Origin of the sequence: Mucilaginibacter aquariorum (assembly GCF_024498135.1) — a bacterium.
In the GTDB taxonomy this organism is placed as follows: domain Bacteria; phylum Bacteroidota; class Bacteroidia; order Sphingobacteriales; family Sphingobacteriaceae; genus Mucilaginibacter; species Mucilaginibacter aquariorum.
In genome coordinates, this window is the sequence record NZ_JANHOH010000016.1 from 36,506 (window position 1) to 59,352 (window position 22,847).

At 43.5% G+C, this 22,847-nt stretch carries 22 protein-coding genes; 13 read left to right on the top strand and 9 right to left on the bottom strand.

What is annotated here, in order from left to right:
- Positions 1 to 7: 7 nt before the first annotated feature.
- From NPE20_RS26340 to pdeM, 5 genes are all read right to left on the bottom strand, one after another.
- The gene (locus tag NPE20_RS26340; RefSeq protein WP_256541707.1) at positions 8 to 1,966 is read right to left on the bottom strand and encodes a beta-galactosidase trimerization domain-containing protein; all 1,959 of its coding nucleotides are present in this window, start codon (positions 1,964 to 1,966) and stop codon (positions 8 to 10) included.
- Between the two features lie 431 nt (positions 1,967 to 2,397).
- A complete protein-coding gene (locus NPE20_RS26345) occupies positions 2,398 to 2,640 on the bottom strand; it encodes a hypothetical protein (protein ID WP_256541708.1) in 243 nt (80 codons plus the stop codon).
- A 7-nt stretch (positions 2,641 to 2,647) separates the two neighbouring features.
- A complete protein-coding gene (locus NPE20_RS26350) occupies positions 2,648 to 2,839 on the bottom strand; it encodes a hypothetical protein (protein WP_256541709.1) in 192 nt (63 codons plus the stop codon).
- A gap of 19 nt (positions 2,840 to 2,858) precedes the next feature.
- Positions 2,859 to 3,293, bottom strand: coding sequence for a CBS domain-containing protein (locus NPE20_RS26355; RefSeq protein WP_256541710.1), 435 nt, complete (start codon positions 3,291 to 3,293; stop codon positions 2,859 to 2,861).
- A gap of 75 nt (positions 3,294 to 3,368) precedes the next feature.
- Positions 3,369 to 4,028: a ligase-associated DNA damage response endonuclease PdeM gene (gene pdeM / locus NPE20_RS26360; protein WP_256541711.1), complete on the bottom strand. Its 660-nt coding sequence runs from the start codon at positions 4,026 to 4,028 to the stop codon at positions 3,369 to 3,371.
- Positions 4,029 to 4,372: 344 nt separating this feature from the next.
- Between pdeM and NPE20_RS26365 the strand changes: the two genes are divergently transcribed.
- Entirely contained in the window at positions 4,373 to 4,699 is a 327-nt protein-coding gene (locus NPE20_RS26365) for a nucleotide pyrophosphohydrolase (RefSeq protein ID WP_256541712.1), read from the top strand.
- Positions 4,700 to 4,820: 121 nt separating this feature from the next.
- Complete coding sequence (locus NPE20_RS26370; RefSeq protein ID WP_256541714.1) at positions 4,821 to 5,759, top strand: DUF4349 domain-containing protein; 939 nt, start codon at positions 4,821 to 4,823, stop codon at positions 5,757 to 5,759.
- On the opposite strand, the gene NPE20_RS26375 is transcribed toward NPE20_RS26370, so the two are convergent.
- The 4 genes from NPE20_RS26375 to rnhB form a co-directional block, all read right to left on the bottom strand.
- Complete coding sequence (locus tag NPE20_RS26375; RefSeq protein WP_256541715.1) at positions 5,746 to 6,462, bottom strand: 2-phosphosulfolactate phosphatase; 717 nt, start codon at positions 6,460 to 6,462, stop codon at positions 5,746 to 5,748. The genes NPE20_RS26370 and NPE20_RS26375 overlap by 14 nt on opposite strands.
- 81 nt (positions 6,463 to 6,543) lie before the next feature.
- Positions 6,544 to 7,623, bottom strand: a complete 1,080-nt coding sequence (gcvT, locus tag NPE20_RS26380) for a glycine cleavage system aminomethyltransferase GcvT (protein WP_256541716.1) — start codon at positions 7,621 to 7,623, stop codon at positions 6,544 to 6,546.
- 53 nt (positions 7,624 to 7,676) lie between these two features.
- Positions 7,677 to 8,870: a glycosyltransferase family 4 protein gene (locus tag NPE20_RS26385; RefSeq protein ID WP_256541717.1), complete on the bottom strand. Its 1,194-nt coding sequence runs from the start codon at positions 8,868 to 8,870 to the stop codon at positions 7,677 to 7,679.
- 61 nt (positions 8,871 to 8,931) lie between these two features.
- Positions 8,932 to 9,528, bottom strand: coding sequence for a ribonuclease HII (rnhB, locus tag NPE20_RS26390; protein WP_256541718.1), 597 nt, complete (start codon positions 9,526 to 9,528; stop codon positions 8,932 to 8,934).
- Between the two features lie 133 nt (positions 9,529 to 9,661).
- Here rnhB and NPE20_RS26395 point away from each other — a divergent pair, with 133 nt between their 5' ends.
- The 11 genes from NPE20_RS26395 to pgl all read left to right on the top strand — a co-directional run bounded on the left by NPE20_RS26395 (position 9,662) and on the right by pgl (position 22,727).
- Entirely contained in the window at positions 9,662 to 10,126 is a 465-nt protein-coding gene (locus NPE20_RS26395) for a DUF4920 domain-containing protein (RefSeq protein ID WP_256541719.1), read from the top strand.
- A gap of 72 nt (positions 10,127 to 10,198) precedes the next feature.
- The gene (locus tag NPE20_RS26400) at positions 10,199 to 12,598 is read left to right on the top strand and encodes an alpha-L-rhamnosidase-related protein (RefSeq protein ID WP_256541720.1); all 2,400 of its coding nucleotides are present in this window, start codon (positions 10,199 to 10,201) and stop codon (positions 12,596 to 12,598) included.
- Between the two features lie 333 nt (positions 12,599 to 12,931).
- Positions 12,932 to 13,687, top strand: a complete 756-nt coding sequence (locus NPE20_RS26405) for an ROK family protein (protein WP_256541721.1) — start codon at positions 12,932 to 12,934, stop codon at positions 13,685 to 13,687.
- 21 nt (positions 13,688 to 13,708) lie between these two features.
- Complete coding sequence (gene tkt / locus NPE20_RS26410) at positions 13,709 to 15,715, top strand: transketolase (protein WP_256541722.1); 2,007 nt, start codon at positions 13,709 to 13,711, stop codon at positions 15,713 to 15,715.
- An 80-nt stretch (positions 15,716 to 15,795) separates the two neighbouring features.
- Positions 15,796 to 16,386 carry a YqhG/Tai3 family protein gene (locus tag NPE20_RS26415; RefSeq protein ID WP_256541723.1) on the top strand — a complete coding sequence of 197 codons (591 nt, stop codon included), beginning with the start codon at positions 15,796 to 15,798 and terminating at the stop codon, positions 16,384 to 16,386.
- The gene (rpiA, locus tag NPE20_RS26420; RefSeq protein ID WP_256541724.1) at positions 16,383 to 17,090 is read left to right on the top strand and encodes a ribose 5-phosphate isomerase A; all 708 of its coding nucleotides are present in this window, start codon (positions 16,383 to 16,385) and stop codon (positions 17,088 to 17,090) included. Before NPE20_RS26415 ends, rpiA begins: the two co-directional genes overlap by 4 nt.
- 131 nt (positions 17,091 to 17,221) lie before the next feature.
- The gene (gene tal / locus NPE20_RS26425) at positions 17,222 to 18,316 is read left to right on the top strand and encodes a transaldolase (protein ID WP_256541725.1); all 1,095 of its coding nucleotides are present in this window, start codon (positions 17,222 to 17,224) and stop codon (positions 18,314 to 18,316) included.
- A gap of 10 nt (positions 18,317 to 18,326) precedes the next feature.
- Entirely contained in the window at positions 18,327 to 18,950 is a 624-nt protein-coding gene (locus NPE20_RS26430) for an HAD family hydrolase (RefSeq protein WP_256541726.1), read from the top strand.
- Between the two features lies 1 nt (position 18,951).
- Positions 18,952 to 20,385, top strand: coding sequence for an NADP-dependent phosphogluconate dehydrogenase (gene gnd / locus NPE20_RS26435; protein WP_256541727.1), 1,434 nt, complete (start codon positions 18,952 to 18,954; stop codon positions 20,383 to 20,385).
- Positions 20,386 to 20,485: 100 nt separating this feature from the next.
- Positions 20,486 to 22,003: a glucose-6-phosphate dehydrogenase gene (zwf, locus tag NPE20_RS26440; RefSeq protein ID WP_256541728.1), complete on the top strand. Its 1,518-nt coding sequence runs from the start codon at positions 20,486 to 20,488 to the stop codon at positions 22,001 to 22,003.
- A gap of 1 nt (position 22,004) precedes the next feature.
- Entirely contained in the window at positions 22,005 to 22,727 is a 723-nt protein-coding gene (gene pgl / locus NPE20_RS26445) for a 6-phosphogluconolactonase (protein WP_256541729.1), read from the top strand.
- Positions 22,728 to 22,847 lie beyond the last annotated feature (120 nt).

Genomic DNA, 22,847 nt, shown 5'->3' on the forward strand with positions numbered 1-22,847 from the left:
TAAGCCATTACACCCATTTTATAACCAGTATTTCTTCGGCATCAATACTAATATGGTTTCTACCTACCTTGCCACCATTATTGGCAAAAAGCACCATAGGTTGCAGTGATGGGTCTTTTAGGATCAGTTTTAACTCTCTCCTTACAACTGCTTTATTAATAATAATAGTCACAATTTCTTTATGGTTACCCATTAGCTTCATCAGCACACCCTTTTGTGGTTCTTCAAAAACAAAGGGCAGGTTTAATGTAGAATAGTCGAGAGCTTTGGCTAAAAATAGGTTAAGATGATCATAGGTGTTCAGTATCCTGCTGCCCAAACCCACAAGCGATGGCAGCCAATATACCTCACCTTTCCCAAACTCATTCCTGGTAGATGTTATATCATCGTTCCGATAGGAGAGCGCCGTAGCTGTAGTGGCCTTTAAGTTGCCCCGCCATTGATAAGCAGGCAAGGCTATGCCATCAACAACCATTTCCTCCATATCATCAATAGCTTTGTATTCGAGCACATCGGCCCCCAACAAATCGCGCAGCGGGAAACCAAGTCGCATTGTGCCTACCGCGTTTTCGTCATAATAACCGGTTAGTCCATCGGCTATCAACTTGCCCCCCTTTGTTACAAAGGCTTCCAGCAAAGGCCAATATTTTGAGGGTATAGCTATTTGGTGCGCTAAAATAACGGCACAGCCGGCATAGCTGGGTTTTGAGAAATCAAACTCACTTATCTCTTTTAAATTGGCTTGTACACCAGCTTCACTTAATGCTTCAAAATAGGCCAGCGCCGATCTCATTACTCCACCCTCGTCGCGCCCCTCGTAGCTTTTGCCGCCGGTTTGCAACTTCTTTTCAACCCATAACGATTCGCGGGTGTACAATATATTTATGCCGGATGCTACCACTTTAGCCCCCTCAAAAAAACTAATGTGTTCATTAACCGAATCAATAACTTCTATAGCTGCCTGCAACCTGTCTGATGGTTCATTATGATAATTAAGCATGGCCCATTCGCCAGCTTCGATACCCGATGAGCGGGGATTTAAGCACCAGAATATCGCGCCTTTACTTTCCGTGCCAATAGCTATCCAAAGCCATTGCGTAATTTCTTGTTTAGTTGGGCAAAGCGATAAAAAGCCGCTATAGGTATTATTGCCCCCCTGCAGTTCGGTCATAAACCATGGGATCTCTCCCGCACCCGAGCGGATGATCTCGCAATTAGCCGAAACCGCCAAAGCATACTGCTCCCGATTAAAATAGCTAAAATGCCAGCTGGCATGTGCAGACCCGCCAAGGCTGGTCAGGAAGTCGCGCCAGTCGGTAAAGTTATACTCGGCTACATTTTTAAATATGGCGTGGTTATTTACATGGATGATACTATCCGGATCGTATTTATGGATCTCGTCTGTAAGCCATTTCAGGAACCAGGTATTATAATATAAGTGGAAGCGTTCATCGGCAAAATCAAAATGGTCATAACCTCCGCTGTTATATTCAGAGTAGGCCTGGGCGGCTTTCCACTCGCGGTATTTATCAGTAGCAAATTGCTCTTGCGGAAAATGGCCAACGCCCGGCTCGTTTACCGGCACCCAGCCATAGCAGGAATCAAATTGTTTAAAATGGGGAACAACACTTTCTACATATCGCGCTATAGTGCCTAAATGGTCTTCGTCCTTGGGGAATTTTAAGCCGCCCAGATCGGTAAAAGCCGTGGCTGGGAACAGGTTGCCATAAACTTTGATACCATATTTATCTGCGGCTTTGTAGGCGGCATCAAACAGGGTATAATCCCACTTGCCATCAGGTTTACGCATGTAGGTTTCAAACAGGCGGATGCGTGTAACGGTCATGCCGGCCTCCTGCAATCTGCGAAACCAGAGATCTATCTCTTTAGGCGTCTGGCCGGGTTCAATAAAAACCTCGGCACCTATCATTATGGGTGTGGCTTGTTCTTTAGTGGTATTCTGCATGTTAATAATCTGCAGGAATGTTTCATCCTGTGAGGTATTAACTTTTTAAAGCGGGAATGGTTTTAAAGGGTAATTAGATTATAGGTGTGGGTTATATTTACTCAAAGGCTTTGGCAGAAAATAACCTTTAATAGAATCGGGGTTGCAAACACATATCTGAATATGTAAACGGGAAGATATTGTAGCACCCGGATATATTTCTTCACCCTCGGGATATGCACAGCGTATTGTATCTAATGATTGTTTGCCTGCATCGGCATTGGCCTGATGAATATATTTTATTACTGAACAGTCTAATGCGCGATTGTTACCCTTATTAACAGGCATTTTTTCTTCCAGAATGTCTTTAATTTCTTTGAGTTTATTATAAGATTCCTTTAATATTTCAAGCGAGACGGTTTCAACGAGATCAAGACAGTTGCCAAGTTCAATTATTGCCCCAATAACAAATGGGATTTTAGCCGCAATTTTATTTTTTTGTTTACTGCTGCTGTTTCAGTAGCATATTGTAATGCTCGTTCTGCATCCTGTTCCCAGAAATAACTTCCCGGCCCTAACCAATCCCATGGGTTATCACTTGGCAGCAATTCATCCGTGCCATTTAACAAGCGCAAACCAACTTCTTTGTCACAACTATGAAAGCCAATTACATAGCCTGTTTGAAATCCCGGCATTATTCAGCTATTTTGTAAACCTACCGGAAGACGAAGTGTTTTTATTAGAATTTGCTTTATGAGCAGAGTCTGTTTTTGTTGAAGCATCATTTATACCTGCCCTTATCAAGAATGCTGCTGCTGCCTCTTTTGAAGAAGTCGCTTTAGTTGCGGTGTCCCTAATAACCGCTATTTGTTCTTCGATGCTTCTTGTCGTCATAGTTCAAAGTTAATAATATTTACGTAGATTGAATATAACTGTGCAACTGCTCTATGGTTTCCTTTTGTGAGTGGATGGTTTCGTAGATCACATCGTTAATAGATACTATTCCGCATAATTCATCGGCGGCATCAAATACCGGTAAATAACGGATATTGTTTTCGCTCATTACCACCATACAGGTATCAATTGACGATTCGGGGGTGATCTTAGGAAAATCATTACTCATGATCTCGCTTACAACGGTCTCATCCGAGTGTTTACCCATCAATATGATCTTACGGGCATAGTCCCGTTCTGTTGCAAGGCCAATGTATTTACCGTTCTCGGTCACCACAACCGATCCGATGTTTTTTTCAGACATCAGCTTCAATACGTTTAAAACAGTAGTTTGGGCAGGTACAGCAATAACATTGCTCCCCTTGCGGGCAAGGATGTGTTTAACGCTTTTCATATCAGTTGGGTTTGTTTGGTGACTGAATTTACGAATAACTAATAGAAAAACAATAGGTTAATGCGAAAAAAGATATTAACTAATAGCGATCACCTTATCTTTTAACACCCCAAACACCCTATCGGCCTTGCGGCTTAGGATGGCAACCCTACCCGTAAATTTACCGAATGAGGGCAATATGGCCTGGTTTTTACCAAATGCGAAACAGGGCAGTGTAACACTTTGCCTGCCCCTGCCAACCAAATTAATACCCGGGTGGATATGTCCGCATAAAACGTAACCGTCCTCATCCTTCTCCTCCGGATCGGCCAGTGGATGATGCAGCATCAGGAAAGGACCAACGGCTAATTTTTGATGCAGGATGATCCCCAGATCGGTATAATGTTTATCGCTGATGATATCATGGTTGCCTTTTATCAGGATGATTTGCAGCCTGGGGAACTGACTGCGCCAAAGCACAAACCAATCCCAATCATTGTTCATATCGCTATGAAAAAGGTCGCCCAGGAAGATCAGTTTTTCGGGTTTGTGCTCATAAATAAGGTCGGATAGCATGGCCAGGTCATCCTGTTCCATATTGCGGGGGATAGCGATACCTGCCTTACGGAAATGCCCTACCTTGCCAAAATGTACATCAGCCGCTATTAAAGCTTTTTCCTGCTGCCAGTAAATAGCCTTTTGTGGTAACAGTAAAAGATCCTGATCTAAAAATTGAAAGGGGGTGCCCGCACTCATCGTCATAGGTTACAAAGATAAGGACTTTGGTTTTATTTGGTGAAGCTCCACCCCGGCCCTCTCCAAAGGAGAGGGGGCTGTTAAAGTAAAGTCCTTTCCTTTGGAGAGGATTATTTCATGAGGGCTTTGCCGTTTAGGCGAGGCTCTAACCCGCATGCAAAGTAAAGGCGGGAAGTTATATTATCAAGTTAACTCCCCTCTCTGCTTCGCAAAGAGGGGAGTTAAAAATTTTTCACCCTCTTTCCGCGTAGCGAAGAGAGGGTCGACGAGCGAAGCAAAGTCGGGGTGAGTTAACCCGCAAAGTGATGCATTAACCGAGTAGTAAATTATTGTAATATTGCCTTATGGAAATTAAGGAAGCACAGCATCTTGTAGATAACTGGATAAAAACAACTGGTATACGATATTTTAACGAGCTAACCAATACCGCTATTTTAATGGAGGAGGTTGGTGAGGTGGCACGTATAATGGCAAGGCAGTATGGCGAGCAATCGTTTAAAAAATCGGACACGGAGGTAAACCTCGCAGATGAAATGGCCGATGTGCTGTTTGTACTCATTTGCCTGGCCAACCAAACCGGTATTGACCTGACCGCCGCTCTGGAAAAAAACATGCAAAAGAAAAGCATCCGCGACGCCGACAGGCATAAGAATAATGACAAACTTAAATAGCAATATTTGATACTTAATTTCAAGTAAACACATTATAACAAAATATAATTTGTTTATTTCTGTAATTATAAAATATAATTTGGCTATCTTCGTTTATACAATAAATTAAAGCAGCCTTATTATGGAAAAGTATCTATTTATTCTGTTTGCCTTAATGCTGGCATTTACAGCATGCAAAAATTCTTCACCCAAAGAAAAATCGGTATCAACGGAGCTGATAATGCCCCCACCGGCTATAAAGGCGGATGAAGAAATACTGGCTAAAGCTTATGCTCCTCCTGCAATAAGAGAAGTGGAAGTTGCCGAGCCGGTGGGCAATCAAATAATGGCAGACAAATCAGCAGGCGGTGTGGATGCGTCCCTCGTTAAAAAAAAGAATGTTGCTGATACAGAAAAGAAGATCATCAAAGAGGGTGATATCCGGTTCGAAACAAGCGACGTTGCCAAAACCCGCGAACAGATCATCAGTTCTTTAAAACACTTAGAAGGTTATGCTGAAGATGACAGCGAAACAACAGATGGGGTGTTGGGCAGTAAGGAGTACACTATTATCATCCGAATTCCTGCCAAAAACTTTGATACCTTTTTGGGGACGGTTTCCTCTACAGCCACCAAGATAGATAGCCGAAATATCCGCATAAAAGATGTTACCTCGCAATTTATAGATACTAAAGCACGCTTAGAGAATAAGCTGCAGCTCGAAAAACGGTACTTGAACCTGCTAAACCGTGCAGGCAAAATGCGCGATCTGCTGGATATTGAAGAGAAACTAACCGAGATCCGCAGTGATATAGAATCTACCCAAAGCCAGCTGAACTACATGAGCAAACAGGTGGCCTACAGCTCGTTAAATATCACTTTTTATACCAAGCAACCAGAACAGGTTGCCGCCGGCAATGGCTTTGGTTATAAACTTAAAAGCGCGTTGATAAGCGGATGGGAGTCGTTACAAAACTTGTTCTTCGGCTTATTATCCAACTGGTATTTGCTGCTTGTAATCGCTTTAATAATTGTATTTGTAAAGCGGTGGCGTGGGCGTAGGATAGCTAAACAAGCTTAACCAACTTCTCGCCATCCAATACCGGGATAGCAGTGGTCAGATCAATCTGCAGGCAAAATTCGATATCTTTCTCGATACCAAGTTTTCTGAGGCGTTCCCCGTGAGATGTTTTGCTGAGGTAATGGCTGATATCGTTTTTACCGATCTGGAACAGGTCGTTGGCGGCGATGGCGGGGTCATCCAAGATAAAGCCGTTGTTTTTTAACTGCTCTATTACAGCACCGGCAAAAAGGGTGTCTTCCAGGTTAAAGTTATTTTGCCAGCCGGCACAAACCAGCAATATATTACCCTGTTGTGCCCTTAACCAGGTGCATAGCGAGGTAATATTCAGAAAAGAACCTATTACGATCTTCCTTGCTTTGCGCGATAAATGCAATGCATGGGTACCATTGGTGGTAGTTAGCACAACGGTTTTACCAGCTACTTTTTCGGCGGTGTACGAGAACGGGGAATTGCCAAAATCAAAGCCGGAAACCACTTCACCATTGCGCTCGGCTGCCAGTAAATAGCCCGGACCTTTTTCACGGTAAGCGGCACATTCTTCTACTTCTGATACCGGGATAATGGCCTCGGCACCATTCTCTATCCCATAGCAAATAGAAGACGTTGCCCTGAAGATATCTATTACCACCACAATATAATCCTCTACGTTGTAAAGGGGTATAAGCGCGGGGGTAAGGCAAACGTCTAAACTGCGTGTCATTGGGGTAGTTATTGGTCACTGGATCATTGGTTATTGCGTTTTAAAACACAATAACCAATGACTTTATGACAAGCGAAGCTTCTATTTATAAAAAGGTGGTTTTACAACCTTTGCTTTTACTTTATTATCGCGAATGCTGATGTAAATATCAGATCCTTCTTTGGCGAATTCGTTTTTTACGTAACCAAGGCCAATTGCTTTTTGCAGCGAAGGTGATTGGGTACCCGATGTTACTTTACCTATAACATTACCATCAGCATCAACTATTTCGTAATCATGGCGGGGGATACCGCGGTCTATCATTTCAAAACCAACAAGCCTGCGCTCTACACCGGCTTGTTTTTGCTGCTGCAGGGCTTCAGAGTTGGTAAATTCCTTGCTGAACTTTGTTACCCAACCTAACCCTGCTTCTAATGGCGATGTGGTATCGTCAATATCGTTGCCGTAAAGGCAGAAACCCATTTCTAAACGTAAAGTATCGCGTGCAGCCAAACCAATTGGTTTAATGCGAAATGGCTCGCCGGTTTTAAATACTTCGTTCCAGATAAACTCGGCATGCTCGTTATCAAAATAGATCTCGAAACCGCCTGCGCCAGTATAACCTGTTGCAGATACCAAAACATTATCAATACCGGCAAATTTGCCTTTCTTGAAAGTATAATATTCCATTGATGCCAGGTCAATATCTGTAAGGCTTTGCAACGCATCGGCAGCTTTTGGGCCTTGTACAGCTAACAGTGAGGTACGGTCTGATATATCTTTCATCTCCACACCCTCGGTGTTGTATTTAGAGATCCAGTTCCAATCCTTTTCAATATTGGAGGCGTTAACCACCAGCATATAGGTTTTTTCGTCTATGCGGTAAACCAGCAAATCGTCCACTATACCGCCATCTTCGTTTGGCAGGCAAGAGTATTGCACCTTACCATCGTATAGTTTAGATGCATCGTTACTGGTAACGCGTTGTATCAGGTCAAGCGCTTTTTCGCCTTTCAGGATAAACTCGCCCATGTGGCTTACATCAAATACACCTACGCCTTTGCGTACGGTATCGTGTTCGGCATTAATGCCAACGTATTGTACGGGCATATTGTACCCGGCAAAAGGCACCATTTTAGCGCCCAGATCAGTATGTACTTGTGTTAAAGCGGTATTCTTCATGTTTATATAATATCGTGGCAAAAATAGCAAAATAGCTGTAGTGCGCGGGCAATTTATATAATTGATTGATAAAAATCGGCGAGCTGGCGGGTTATGGTATTTACATCGTGCTGCTGCTCTATCAGCGTACGGGCATTGCGGCCTATTTCGCGGCAATAATGCTCGTCGGTAATGCATTTTTTTACGGCATTATAAAACTCGTCGAGGTTGTTGGCGATAATGATATTTTTGCCGTGCTCAATATTAATACCTTCGGCACCGAGGGATGTAGATATGATGCATTTTTCCATGGCCATCCCCTCTACTATTTTTACCCGCATACCGCCGCCTGAGAGTAGGGGCACTATCATGATAGATTTACTGTTTACAAACTCAAGGGCATCATCAACCTCGCCATGTATAAACACTTTGCCCAGCACTTCGTAATCGTCAAACTGCTCGGGGATATTATGGCCGGCCACGTAAAATTTCGCTTTCAGGTCGCCATCGGTAAGGTCTTTATGAAAATTATCTATAAACCATTCTATTCCTTCACGGTTAGGCAGCCAATCCAGCGAGCCCAGGAAAAACAGGCTCGGAAAATCAACTTTACTATGGTCCGGTTTATATAAGGAGAGGTCTATCCCGATAGGTAAAACCCTTAAAGGTATTTTGGCACCGTAAGATAGCATGGAGCTTTTATCCTGCTCGGTAAAAACCACTATCGCGTCAAACTTATTCAGCAGCTCCAGCTCATAGTTTTTAATGCGGCGGGCAAGCAGGCGCAGGTACCACTTTTTAAACGGATCGCTTTTTTGCTGGGCCAATTTTTGCCACACCTGGTGCTCTATATTATGCGCCCTAAAAATGACCTTCGCTTTTGAATGCCTGCGGATAACCTCCAGATAAGGCGCTACAAAAATACCCTCCAGCTGAATGATATCGTATTTGTTATCCGTCAGGTTTCTGAACAGCAACTTCTCAAAACCGGCGTTATAGTACTTATCAATATTATAAGAGTTATTAGTGAACAGGTTGCTTACAGCTTCAATTACCGATATGCGGGTGTCAATATCAAACTCTATATAGCTTATCCTATCCAGTAATTCGTCTCTTTCGGCAATTGTGCTGTTCTTTTTTACGTTGAGGGATATGAGGGAAACATCGTGCCCAAGGCTAACCAATCCCTTTATGGTATTGCCTACCACAATAGGGTAGCCACCATTTTGCGGAAACGGGGCACGGTGCGTTAGTATAAGGATCCTCAAGGCGGGTATTAATTGGTTTAAGTCAAAGTTATCAACCTTGGCGTATCCGACAAAGTAAAGCTTATAAAATACTTGGCAATGGCTCGGTTACACGGAAAGTTTTACGATGATATGGCGTATGGCCGCGTTCCAGCACCATTTTACGATGACTAATGGTTGGGTAACCCTTGTTTGAATGCCAATTGTATTCCGGGTGTTCTAAAGCAATTTGCTTCATGTAATCGTCCCGGTAGGTTTTGGCAAGGATAGATGCTGCCGCTATACTGAAATATTTGGCGTCGCCCTCTACTATGCACTTATGCGGTATTTCGCCGTATTTATTAAAACGGTTACCATCAATAATTAAAAACTGCGGGATGCACAACAGCTTATCAATAGCACGGTGCATAGCCAGGAAAGATGCATTAAGAATATTGATCTCGTCTATTTCGGCATTATCGCACCAGGCCACAGCGTGGGCAATGGCTTTTTCTTCTATCTCTATACGCAGCTGATACCTCACCTCTTCGGTAAGCTGTTTAGAATCGTTCAATAAATGATGGTCAAAATCTCGGGGAAGGATCACAGCAGCGGCAAAAACAGGCCCGGCAAGGCAGCCACGTCCGGCTTCGTCACATCCTGCTTCAATAAATCCGTGCTGGTATCTTGCTAATAACATTTATTTCCCTTATCGTACATGGTAGTTTACAAATATCTTAAAATAAGCTTGCTGTAAACAATAACTGTTGAAAAATAAACTCCGGGTGGTTAATTAGGTCAAACTAACAACTCTAACGAATGTTAAAGGGATAATGAAAAAGCTGGCTCTCATGGTTTTTATTTTTGTCGGGATACACTGCTTTGCCCAACAGCATACCCCATTGCCCCACGGAATGGTTTTTGGCGATAAACCCAATAATATTGCACCTGTACCCGCAACAAAAATAGAGGCATTTATGGGTAAAAAGATCAGGCAGACCACTGCCATAACCGGCACCATCATCAGCGTTATTAAAGAAAAAGGCGGCTGGTTTGAAATGGATGCAGGCGACGGGAAGCTTATAGCAGCGCATTTTAAAAATTACAACATCACCCTACCAAAAGCAATTACAGGCCGCGGAGTAATCATTGAAGGTGTGGCCCAGCGGGTATTAATTGCCGATGATATGCAGCATTTTGCCGGAGATACGGTTGTTGGGGCTAAACAACACCGGGAAAAGGTTAACCCCAGGGCACGCATAACTTTTGAAGTAAGGGGTTTAATGGTAGATAGGTAGGTACAGGTACAACACAAACAAATTGTATTATTACAAATCGTATCTTTAAAAATAAACCTGTAATAATTCATAATGAGATCAATATTTACCATTGCGGCCTTATTGCTATGCTTTTTTATTTCTAAAACCGCGCTATCGCAAACCATAAACCCCGATATATTAAACAAACAATGGAAGGCTACCTGGATAAGCGTACCTAAAGAGCCCAATAAAGATTACGGTATTTACCATTTCCGCAAAAGCATTGAGCTGCCCACAAAGCCCGCCAAATTTGTGATCCATGTATCGGCAGATAACCGCTACAAACTATATGTGAATGATAAACTGGTTAGTACAGGCCCTGCCCGTGGCGATACTTATTATTGGAATTTTGAAACCATAGATATTGCCCCATACCTGCAGGCCGGTAAAAACACTGTAGCAGCGCTTGTTTGGAACGAAGGAGATTACCGCCCCGAAGCGCAGATCTCTGAACGCACCGCTTTCATTTTACAGGGCGATACCGAAAAAGAGGAAGTACTAAACACAAATGATACCTGGAAAAGCATCCGCAATAAAGCGTACCACCCACTTACAGGGGTAGGTTACTCTACTTACTACGTGGCTGGCCCCGGCGAAATGCTGGATATGCGCGAAACCTTAAAAGACTGGACAACCAATAGCTTTAACGACACCCAATGGTTACCCGCTCAAAAAATTGACAAGGGTAACCCTAAAGGTATAACCAATGCTTTTGGGTGGATGCTGGTACCGTCATCATTACCGCAAATGGAATTGAAAGTACAACGGCTTGCATCTTTACGCCAGGCAAAGGGATTTAACGCCCCATCGGGTTTCCCGGCTGCAAAAACCGCGGTTACCATCCCGGCAAATACTACGGCATCTATGCTGTTAGATCAATCATTTTTAACTAACGCATATTTTACGATGAATATGAGCGGTGGCGATAAAGCAGGCATCTCGCTTACTTATTGCGAATCGCCGATGGTGAACGTGGGCAATACCTATCAAATAGTTAAGCCAAACCGTAACGACATAGATGGTTACAAATTTGTGGGCCGCAAGGATAGCATTACTACCGATGGCTCCAACAACCAAAGTTTTACCACGCTTGCCTTCCGCACGTTCAGGTACATATTGGTAAACATCACTACAAAAGATCAGCCGTTAACCATTGATGATATCTATGGCACCTTTACAGGCTATCCGTTTAAAATGAACGCCAAACTGGAAACCGGCAATCCCGAAAACCAGCAGATAATGGATATAGGTTGGCGGACCGCCCGCTTGTGCGCGGTAGAAACCTACTTTGATTGCCCCTACTATGAGCAACTACAATACGTTGGTGACGGCCGCATCCAGGCCATGATTTCCTATTATAATGCCGGCGATGACCGCCTTGCCCGTAACGCAATTAACCTGATAGATCACTCGCGCATTGCAGAAGGCCTCACGCTAAGCAGGCATCCGTCTTATAGTCCGCAGATAATTTCTACCTTCTCACTTTGGTACATCAGCATGCTGCACGATTACTGGATGTACCGTAACGATGCCGGATTTGTGAAAAGCAAACTGGAGGGTGCCCGGCAGGTACTGTCGTTCTTTGCCAAATACCAGCAGGCGGATGGTTCATTGAAAAATGTGCCCTATTGGAAATTTGTGGATTGGATAAATAAAAACTCAACCGACCAAAAAGGCTGGGATTTTGGTCAGCCGCCAAAAGATGGCAATGGCAACTCGGCCATATTAGATCTGCAACTGCTTTTAACCTACCAGCAAGCTGCCGAAATGGAGGCTAAACTGGGTCTGCCTGTTTATGCACAACAATATCGTGCTAAGGCAGCACAGCTAAAACAAACCATTCAAAGCAAATACTGGGTTGCCGGTAAAGGGGTATATGCCGATACAAAAGATAAAGATACTTACTCGCAGCATGCAAATTCGCTGGCTATTTTATGCGGGATGACAACGGGAGCGAATACCCTGGCGCTTGCAAAAAAACTGGAAGCCGATACCAGTCTGGTTCAATGCACCATTTACTTTAAGTATTACCTGCACCAGGCCATGGTAAAAGGTGGTTTAGGCAACCATTATATTAACTGGCTGGATGTGTGGCGCAACAATATTAAAATGGGCCTAACCACCTGGGCCGAAATATCTGATCTGGAACATAACCGCTCTGATTGCCATGCATGGGGCGCCAGTCCGAATATTGAGTTTTTCCGTACGGTGCTGGGGATTGACAGCTATGCGCCGGGCTTTAGTAAAATAAAGATAGAACCGCATTTGGGCAAAATGGAAAATGCGTCGGGCGAGATACCGCACCCAAATGGTACAGTTGCTGTTAATTATACTAAAAATGGTGCTAAATGGAATATCAGCATTAATCTCCCTATAAAAACGGATGGTGTGTTTTTATGGAAGGGGAAGAGCTATAATTTAAAGGGTGGTAAAAACACTTTTACCATATAATTATTTAAGACGCGAAGTATCGCGCCTCTACATTGGCTTTTCGTAGAGACGGGATACTTCCCGTCTCCTTTAGGACAGGACATCCCCTATTTCCGTTTCTTAAATGTCATAAAGCTGCCGTTTCCCGCCTTCAAAAAACCTTTTCTAAAGCAAATAGGTTATTTTCCAACCAACAGCAGCATAAAATAACATCATCATTACATATATGTTATTCGGATACTGTTTATTTGGTTAATAATTAATATTATAGCCAAATAATATCTATTTATTATTTAAAATGTGATATTTACGGCGGAATACCTGAATAAGCATTTAACATATATCACCGGTTACATGAAAACTACACCTTCCAAGTTAAAAATCCTTTCAATTGACATCGGTGGCTCCAGCATAAAAGCTACAATACTGAACAGTAAGGGCGATCTTACTATGGATTACAAAAAAGTAGTTACCCCAAATCCGGCCACTCCGGATAATGTGATCAAGGCTATCAACACCCTGGTAAAAGGTTTTCCTGCTTTCGATAAAATATCGGTAGGCTTCCCGGGTTATGTACGAAACAGCATAGTGAAAACAGCGCCAAACCTGGGTAACGATTTCTGGAAAGATGTGGATTTCAGAAAATTGCTGCAGGCAAGTTTAGGCAAAGATGCGCAGGTAGTGAACGATGCCGATATGCAGGGCCTTGGCGTGGTAAGCGGCAAAGGGCTTGAAATGGTAATTACCCTGGGTACAGGCTTTGGCACTGCCCTGTTAATGGACGGGCACCTGCTTCCCCACCTGGAGGTATCGCACCACCCGGTATCAAAAGGCCGCGATTATGATGAGTATATTGGCGATAAAGCGCTTGACGAAATAGGCGAGAAACGCTGGAACCGCCGGATGGAAAAAGTTTTTAAAATATTGAAAACAGTATTCAATTACGACTACTTATATATAGGTGGTGGAAACTCTGACCTGCTTAGCTTTAAGCTGGACAAAAACATGAAAATAGTAACCAATGCCGATGGCATTAAAGGCGGGGCAAAATTGTGGCAGGAGGATAAACATCCCGTTACACACACCGCTATGGCAACCCCAACCAAATAATAATCTCTTTTTATAAAAACAATGGAAAAACAGAACGACGAACTTGAGCAATTAGCAATAAATACCGTAAGGATACTTTCGGCAGATGCAGTACAAAAGGCAAATTCGGGCCACCCCGGCACCGCAATGGCTTTAGCGCCAATGGGCCACGTACTTTGGACCAAGTTTTTAAATTATAATCCAAAAAGTCCTGATTTTGCAAACCGCGACAGGTTTATCTTGTCTGCCGGCCATGCTTGTATCTTACAATATAATTTCCTGTATTTAACCGGATATGATCTTTCTTTAGATGACATTAAACAGTTTCGCCAATTACACAGCAAAACTGCCGGCCACCCAGAATATGGTTTGGCACCGGGCGTTGACGTTACCACCGGCCCTTTAGGCCAGGGTTTTGCAAACGGTATTGGTTTTGCCATTGCCCAAAAACATTTAGCCGCGCGTTATAACAAACCGGGTTTCGATCTTTTCAACTACAACATTTACTCTATAGTAAGTGATGGCGATATGATGGAAGGTGTAACTTCTGAGGCAGCTTCATTAGCGGGCCACTTACAGTTAGGTAACCTAATTTACCTTTACGATGATAACCACATCTCTATTGAAGGCAGCACCGATATTGCTTTCAACGAAGATGTAAGCGCACGTTTCCGTGCCTACGGATGGCATGTACAGGATTTGCCCGATGTTAATGACACCCATGCTTTAGAGCTGGCATTGATCAACGCTAAATCTGAAACGCAGAAACCATCATTGATCCGTGTTCGTTCGCTGATCGCTTATGGTAGTCCAAATAAATCTGGTACCGCAGGTTCACACGGTTCGCCGCTTGGCCCGGACGAGATAAAACTGGTAAAAGAGTTTTTTGGATTTGATCCGGAAGAATCGTTCGAAGTACCTGCCGAGGTATTAAAATACTACAACGAAAAAGGTGCACGCGGCGAAAAAACCGAAGCTAAATGGAACGAACTTTTTGCAAAATACAAAGAGAAATTCCCTGAGCTTGCTGCCGAATACGAAGCTGCATTTAAAGGCGAATTACCGCAAGGCTGGGCAGACAAACTGCCTGTGTTTAAAGGCTCTGACCCTAAAATGGCAACCCGCCAGGCATCAGGTAAAGTTTTGAACGCTGTTGCTGCAAGCCTGCCAAACTTAATTGGTGGTGCCGCAGATCTGGCGCCATCAACAGAAACCAACTTAAAAGATTTCGATTCATTCACGTCAGAAAACAGGGGCGGCCGCAACTTTCACTTCGGGATCCGCGAGCATGCCATGGGATCAGCTTTAAATGGTATGGCCTTAACCAAAGGCGTATTACCATTTGGCGCAACCTTCCTGCAATTTGCTGATTACATGCGCCCGCCGATCCGTTTGGCGGCCATTATGAAGATAAGCCCGATATTTGTTTATACACATGATAGTATTGGTTTAGGGGAAGACGGAACAACCCACCAGCCTATAGAGCATTTGGCAACCCTGCGCGCCATACCTAACGTAACCGTTATTCGCCCGGCAGATGCAAACGAAACTTCATTTGCATGGAAGGTAGCTATCGAGAAAAAAGGTGGCCCAACTGTATTAGTGTTCACCCGCCAGGGATTACCTATTCTTGACCAGGATAAATACGGTAAAGCTGCGGATCTGGAAAAAGGCGCTTACATCTTATCAGAAGCCAGCAAAAATATTGACCTGATATTAATGGCTACCGGTTCGGAAGTTGCCCTGATCATGCAGGCACAAGAAAAACTGGAAGCAGAAGGTATCTCAACCCGTGTGGTAAGTATGCCATCATGGGAATTGTTTGAGAAACAGGATGCCGCTTACAAAGAAAAGGTATTCCCTAAAGCAAGCCGCAAACGTTTAGCTGTTGAAATGGCATCGCCAATGGGATGGCATAAATACACTACCGATGAAGGCGATATGCTGGGCATGACCACTTTTGGTGAATCGGCCCCGGCAGAAGACCTGTACAAATTCTTCGGCTTTACAGTTGATAACGTAGTTAACAAAGCAAAAGCGCTTTTATAAAAAGACACAAGAATTAAGAATCAAGAGACAAGACAGCCTTGCTCTTGTTTCTTAACCTGATTGAGTGACCATATAATAAAATGAGTAAAAGATATTTTATAATTCTTGGTATAGTGATACTTAGTATAGCTGTATCTTCGAATATAAAGGCGCAATCTCCTATTAAGGATAAAGAAAGTGCAAGGGCTTTTGTTCAAAAATTTTATAGTTGGTACGTAGCTTTATATAATAAAGACACCCCTAAGTCTGATTTGGTTGCACTAAAAAAATATCCCACGTATTTTGATACAGCGCTGAGCGACGCAATTATGAGGGATTATAGCGAACAGCCCAAAAACGCAGGTGAGATTTTAGGGTTGGATGCCGATCCGTTTCTGAGTGCCCAGGATACCGGGTTTGATTATCAGGCAGGGGATGTTAAACAAGTGGGAGATAAATTTTTAATAGACATACATAGTGGAACGGCTGGTGAACCAAAAAAGGAGATATTAAAGTCGGAGACGATTTTGATAGCGCAGGTAGCTAACGTTAACAATCAGTGGAAGTTTATTAATTTTTTGTATCCCGCTAAACAAGGAGGTGGCAGCCTATTAACGGTATTGGCAAAACTGCTGAAAGATCGAAAGGAATGGAATGCAAAACAAGGTAAAAAATCAAAGGCTAAACAATGAACGCTAGCAGCAGTTTGATAAGTAATCTTGAGTGGTCATCGCAGATCATTAACCCGGCAGGCAAGCAAAAAGTAGCGCAGCAAATTGCCCAAAAGGTAAAAGATGGCGATGTACTTGGCGTTGGTTCAGGTTCTACGGTTTATATGGCGTTACTGGCTATATCCGAAAGGATAAAAGCCGAAAAACTAAATATACTGGCTATCCCCACATCGTTAGAGATAACCATGTTTTGCACCAAACTGGGCATACCCTTAACTACCTTGTTTGAACACACGCCCAATTGGTTGTTTGACGGTGCGGATGAGGTTGACCCCAACAACGGTTTAATAAAAGGCCGTGGTGGTGCCATGTTTAAAGAGAAACTATTGATTAGCAGCAGCCCGCTTAATTATATTATTGTCGATAGCTCGAAACGGGTAGATAAACTGGGAACTAACTTCCCAATTCCGATTGAAGTTTTTCCGCAGGCATTGCTGCATGTAGAGGCAGAATTAAAAAAACTTGGTGCAAACAACATAGTTTTGAGGCCCGCCAAAGGCAAGGACGGGCCCATAATTACAGAGAACAACAACCTGATATTAGACTGCCGTTTTGATGAAGTGAAAGATACCCTGGAAAGGGATATAAAAACCATAACAGGGGTGATAGAAAGCGGCCTTTTTATTGGGTACGATCTGCAAATTTTAACAGCAGAAAACGACTAATAATTTGTGACTTAAACCTAACATAATTAGGATATTAGTATTACACTATCCCGCACATTTAACAGGACATTTGTGCAACAAAAAATTAAAAATTAACAAGAATTTAAAACCACAATACATACATTTTTATCATGGCAAATAACGTAAAACAAATACATGAATTCGGCCAGAGCATCTGGCTTGACTTTATTGACCGCGAGATCATCGCATCAGGTAAATTAAAAAAACTGATTGACGAGGATGGCGTAAGAGGCGTAACCTCAAACCCCGCGATATTTGAAAAAGCCATAACCAGCAGTTCTGATTATGATGCAGATATAAAAACACTTGGCGAAACTGCTAAAACCACCGAGGAGCTTTTCTTTGGTTTAGCTATAAAAGACATCCAGGCAGCTGCCGATCTGTTTAGCGGCGTATACAACGAAGAGGTTAAAGGTGCCGATGGCTACGTAAGCCTTGAAGTATCTCCGTTTTTAGCTTTAGATACCGAAGGAACCACCAAACAGGCAGAGCTTCTTTGGAAACAAGTTGACCGCGAAAACGTGATGATCAAAATTCCGGGTACTAAACCGGGTTTGCAAGCCATCCGCTCATCTATCGCCAAAGGCATCAACATCAACGTTACCTTACTTTTTAGTTTAGACCGTTACGAAGAAGTTACCGAAGCATACATCGCTGGTTTAGAAGACCATTTAGCTGCAGGCCATAACATCGAACACATATCATCAGTAGCCAGTTTCTTTTTAAGCCGTATTGATGTTATTGTTGACCCGCTTTTAGAAGAAAAAGGCCAAAAAGATCTTGTAGGTCAGGTTGCTATCGCGTCAGCTAAAAAAGCTTACGAAATTTATAAAAGAGTATTCAGTACTGACCGTTGGAAAGCCTTAGCTGCTAAAGGCGCTAAACCACAACGTTTATTATGGGCAAGTACAGGTAGTAAAAACCCTGCATTTAAAGACACCAAATACGTTGAGGCCCTTATTGGCCCTGATACTGTTGATACCGTTCCATTAGAAACTATTGATGCTTTCCGCGATCATGGTATTGCAGCAAACACTTTAGAAACAGGTTTAGAAGAAGCAACAGCTACTTTAGCCAAGCTTAAAGAATTAGGTATCGACCTTGACAAAATAACTCAGCAACTGGAAGACGAGGGTATTGATAAATTTAACAAACCTTTCGAAAAATTGCTGAAAGCTATCGAAGATCAAAAAGTTAAAGCCTAATCCCAGCCTGATGAAAAACTCAGATCTGAAGATCCTTTTCTTTGACGTTGGTGGCATCTTGCTTACCAACGGATGGGGCCACGAGTCTCGCCATGAAGCGGCCAAAAAGTTTGGCCTGGATTACGACGAGGTTAACGCCCTGCACAATTTTATATTTAACGTATACGAAATTGGCAGCATCACCCTTGACGAATACCTGGATACCGTAATTTTTAATCACCCGCGCGATTTTGTCCGCGAGGATTTTAAAGAGTTCATCTACGCGCAGTCGGTTGAACTGCCGGACATGCTTAAATGGTTAAAGGAATGGAAAAAGAACTGCGGTTTCCGCATCATATCCGTTAATAACGAGGGGAAAGAGCTGAACGATTACCGGGTGCAGAAATTTAAACTGCATGAGTGCTTTGATGCCTTTATATCATCGTGCGAAGTAAAAATGCGCAAGCCTGACCCGGGTATATGGCAGCTGGCTATGGGTATTGCCCAGGCTAAGCCAAGCCAGTGCGTGTATTTTGATGACAGGATAATGTTTGTACGCACAGCCGAAAAGCTGGGTATCCGCTCGTTCCTGCATACCGACTTTGAGACCACCAAAAAAATTTTAAACGACCTTAAGAAAGAAAATCTCAATTAACATGAGCAATACAACAGATAAATATGCTTTCGGCATGATAGGTTTAGGCGTTATGGGCCGCAGCCTACTATTAAACATGGCCGACCATGGCTACGCAGTAGCCGGGCATGATAAGGATGCCGCCAAAGTAGCATCGTTAAATGAAGAAGGCGGCCAATTAGCCGTTAAAGGCTTTGGCGATGTAAAGGAATTTATACAAAGCCTTACCACGCCACGTGCTATTATGATGCTGGTGCCCGCGGGTAAAATTGTTGACGCTGTTATTGAGGAACTTACCCCTTTGTTGGAAAAAGGCGATATTTTAATTGATGGCGGTAACTCGCACTTTACAGATACCAACCGCCGTGTTGACGAGCTGGAGGCAAAAGGCCTGCATTTCTTCGGTATGGGTGTATCTGGTGGTGAAGAGGGTGCCCGCCGCGGCCCAAGCATGATGCCGGGTGGCGATAAAGATGCCTACAACGTAATGAAGCCGATATTTGAAGCCATTGCCGCTAAGGTAGATGGCGCGCCTTGCGTAACCTATATTGGTCCTGGCGCATCTGGTCACTTTGTAAAAATGGTGCATAACGGTATCGAGTATGGTATAATGCAATTATTGGCAGAAACCTATGAGATAATGAAGAAAGGCTTAAAGCTGGATAACGCCACCATTGGTAAAGTATTTACTGATTGGAACAACGGCCGCCTGCAATCATTCCTGCTGGATATTACTAAAGACATTTTTGTATATAAAGCACCGGGAACAGACCACCTGCTTTTAGATGATATTAAAGACGAAGCACGCGCAAAAGGTACAGGTAAATGGACATCGCAAAGCGCAATGGACCTGCAGGCACCTATCCCTACGGTAGATACCGCGGTTGCCATGCGCGATCTTTCTAAATACAAAGCCCTGCGTACAAAAGCTGCCGCTATATATAGCACGAATGATAACCAAACTATTGAAGGCAACATAGATGAGCTATTAACCGCTTTAGAGCAGGCGTTCTACTTCACCATGATCATTAGCTATGCACAAGGCATGCACATGCTGTCTAAAGCTTCAGAAGAATATAAATATGAACTGAAACTTGACGAGATCGCTAAGATTTGGAGAGGTGGATGTATCATCCGTTCCAAATTCCTGGAGAATATTTACGGCGCTTACGGTAAAGATAAAGGCCTGGAGCATTTACTGTTAGACAGCGATGTTGCTGCTTTGGTTAAAGGCACATTGCCGGGTATCCGTAAAATAGTTTCATCGGCAGTTAATGCGGGTATCGCGGCACCGGCTTACGCAGCGTCGTTAGAGTATTTTGATGCTTTCCGCAGCGAACGTATGCCATCAAACTTAACACAGGCACAACGCGACTACTTTGGCGCGCACACCTACGAATTGATTGGCAAAGAAGGAACGTTCCATACACAATGGGCACCAGCTAACGAGGCTTAATTAAAGAGAGACAAGAAATTAAGATGCAAGAATCAGGAGACACCGGGAACAATAATCTTGCTTCCTGCCTCTTGAATTCTTGCTTCAAAAAAATATTATCATGAGTAGTAACAGCACAACATCAGAACCAACCATATTTATCATATTTGGCGGTACCGGCGATCTAAATTCCCGCAAAATTGCACCGGCACTTTATAACCTTTTTTTAGATGGTTGGATGCCTAAGCAGTTCTCCATCATTGGCACGGGGCGTACCAAGCTTACCGATGAGCAGTTTAGGGATAATTTACACAACGATATTGACCAGTTTTCGCGCAGTGGCAAAACTGAGGATAAAAAATGGGCCGAGTTTTCAGCGAATATCCATTACCAGGTATCAGATGCGAACGATTTTGAAACCTATAAAGAATTTGGTAAACGCATAGATAAGCACAACGAGGAATGGAAAACTACAGCCAACGTATTGTTTTACCTGGCGGTAGCACCAAATTTCTTCCCTATAATTGCATCTAACATATCAAAAGCCAAACTGGCCGAGGATAAACAAAAGGTAAGGATCATCATCGAAAAACCTTTTGGCCATGATCTGGAAACAGCGAAAGAGCTAAATGAACTATTAAAAGGCATCTTTGATGAGTGCCAGATCTACCGCATCGACCATTACCTGGGTAAAGAAACCGTTCAGAACATTATGGCTTTCCGCTTTGCCAACTCTATTATGGAGCCGCTGTGGAACCGTAATTATATAGAGCACGTACAAATCTCGGTTACCGAGCAACTGGGCGTTGAAGACCGTGGCGATTACTACGATGGCTCGGGCGCTATGCGCGATATGATCCAGAACCACCTGCTGCAATTGCTTTGCCACGTAGCCATGGAGCCGCCTGTAAGCTTTAATGCCGATGAAGTACGCGACCGCAAAGTTGATGTATTAAAGGCGATGCGCAAGTTCACTCCGGAAGATGTACGAAATTCGGCCGTTAGGGGCCAGTACGGCAGCGGATGGATGAAAGGCAAAGAAGTTCCGGGATACCGCGACGAGCAAAAAGTTAACCCGCAATCAAATACCGAAACATTTGCCGCCATCAAATTCTTTATTGATAACTGGCGCTGGCAGGGTGTTCCGTTTTACCTGCGTACAGGTAAGCGCATGCACCAGTCGTCATCTGTTATTACTATCCAGTTTAAAGATGTACCGCATTTGATATTCCCTACCGAAGCAGCTGAAAGCTGGCAGCAAAATAGGTTGATCATCAGCATACAGCCCGAAATGAGCATCCGTTTACAGGTGCAGGCCAAACGCCCGGGTATTGATATGGTGTTAAACGCTGTTGATATGGTGTTTGATTATAAAGGCACTTATACCAACCAGGCACCGGAAGCTTATGAAACGCTGATACTGGATACCATGCTGGGCGATCAAACGCTGTTTATGCGTGGCGACCAGGTTGAAGCTGCATGGGAGCTGGTAATGCCGATACTAAGCACATGGCAAAATAAAAAGAGCCTTAATTTTCCTAATTATTCTGCCGACTCATGGGGGCCGGAAGCTGCCGAGGCTCTGATTGCCCGCGACGGATTTAACTGGTTCACTATACCGGTAAATAATAAAAAGTAAGATGGGTGTAAAACTGAACATATATAAAACGGATACCGAAGTATTGGCCTCACTGGCCAAATACTTTGCCGATTTAGCTAAAAAATACATTGCGGCTAACGACCGCTTTACTGTAGCCCTGAGCGGTGGCAGCTCGCCCAAGAAATTGCATGAGCTGCTGGCAAGCGAGTATCGTGATACCATTGACTGGGATAAGGTTTACTTTTTCTTTGGCGATGAACGCGATGTGCCGCTAACCGATTCGCAAAGTAATTACCTGATGGCCAAACAGACTTTGTTTGACCCGTTAGAGATTGACCCATCGCATGTTTTTGCGGTGCAAACCAATTTGGGTGCCGAGGAAGCCGCTAAAGCGTATACACTTAATCTTATAAACTTTTTCGATGGGCACAACGCTTGTTTTGATCTGGTGATATTAGGCCTTGGCGATAACTCGCATACCGCATCGCTGTTCCCGCATACATCTGTGTTAACAGACGAAAGCGCGTCTATCCAGGCCCTGTATATCGACGAGGTAAAAATGAACCGCATTACCTTTACCGCCCCGTTGATTAATAATGCGCATCACATAGCATTTTTAGTATACGGCGCCGGCAAAGCAGAAGCAGTGAAGCATATCCTGGAAGACAACAAAAACATCCAGGAGTACCCTGCCCAACTCATAAAAGGCAACGATCTGCAATGGTTCTTAGACGAACCCGCAGCCGGTAAACTGGAAAAGTGAATCGTCCTGAAATAAGTTGACAGATTTTACGATAGTCCCAGTTACGAGAGTAGCTGGGATTTTTGTTTATAAACACTTTGTGGTGTTTTCATTTTCAAAGATAAGTGTGGCCGGCGATTG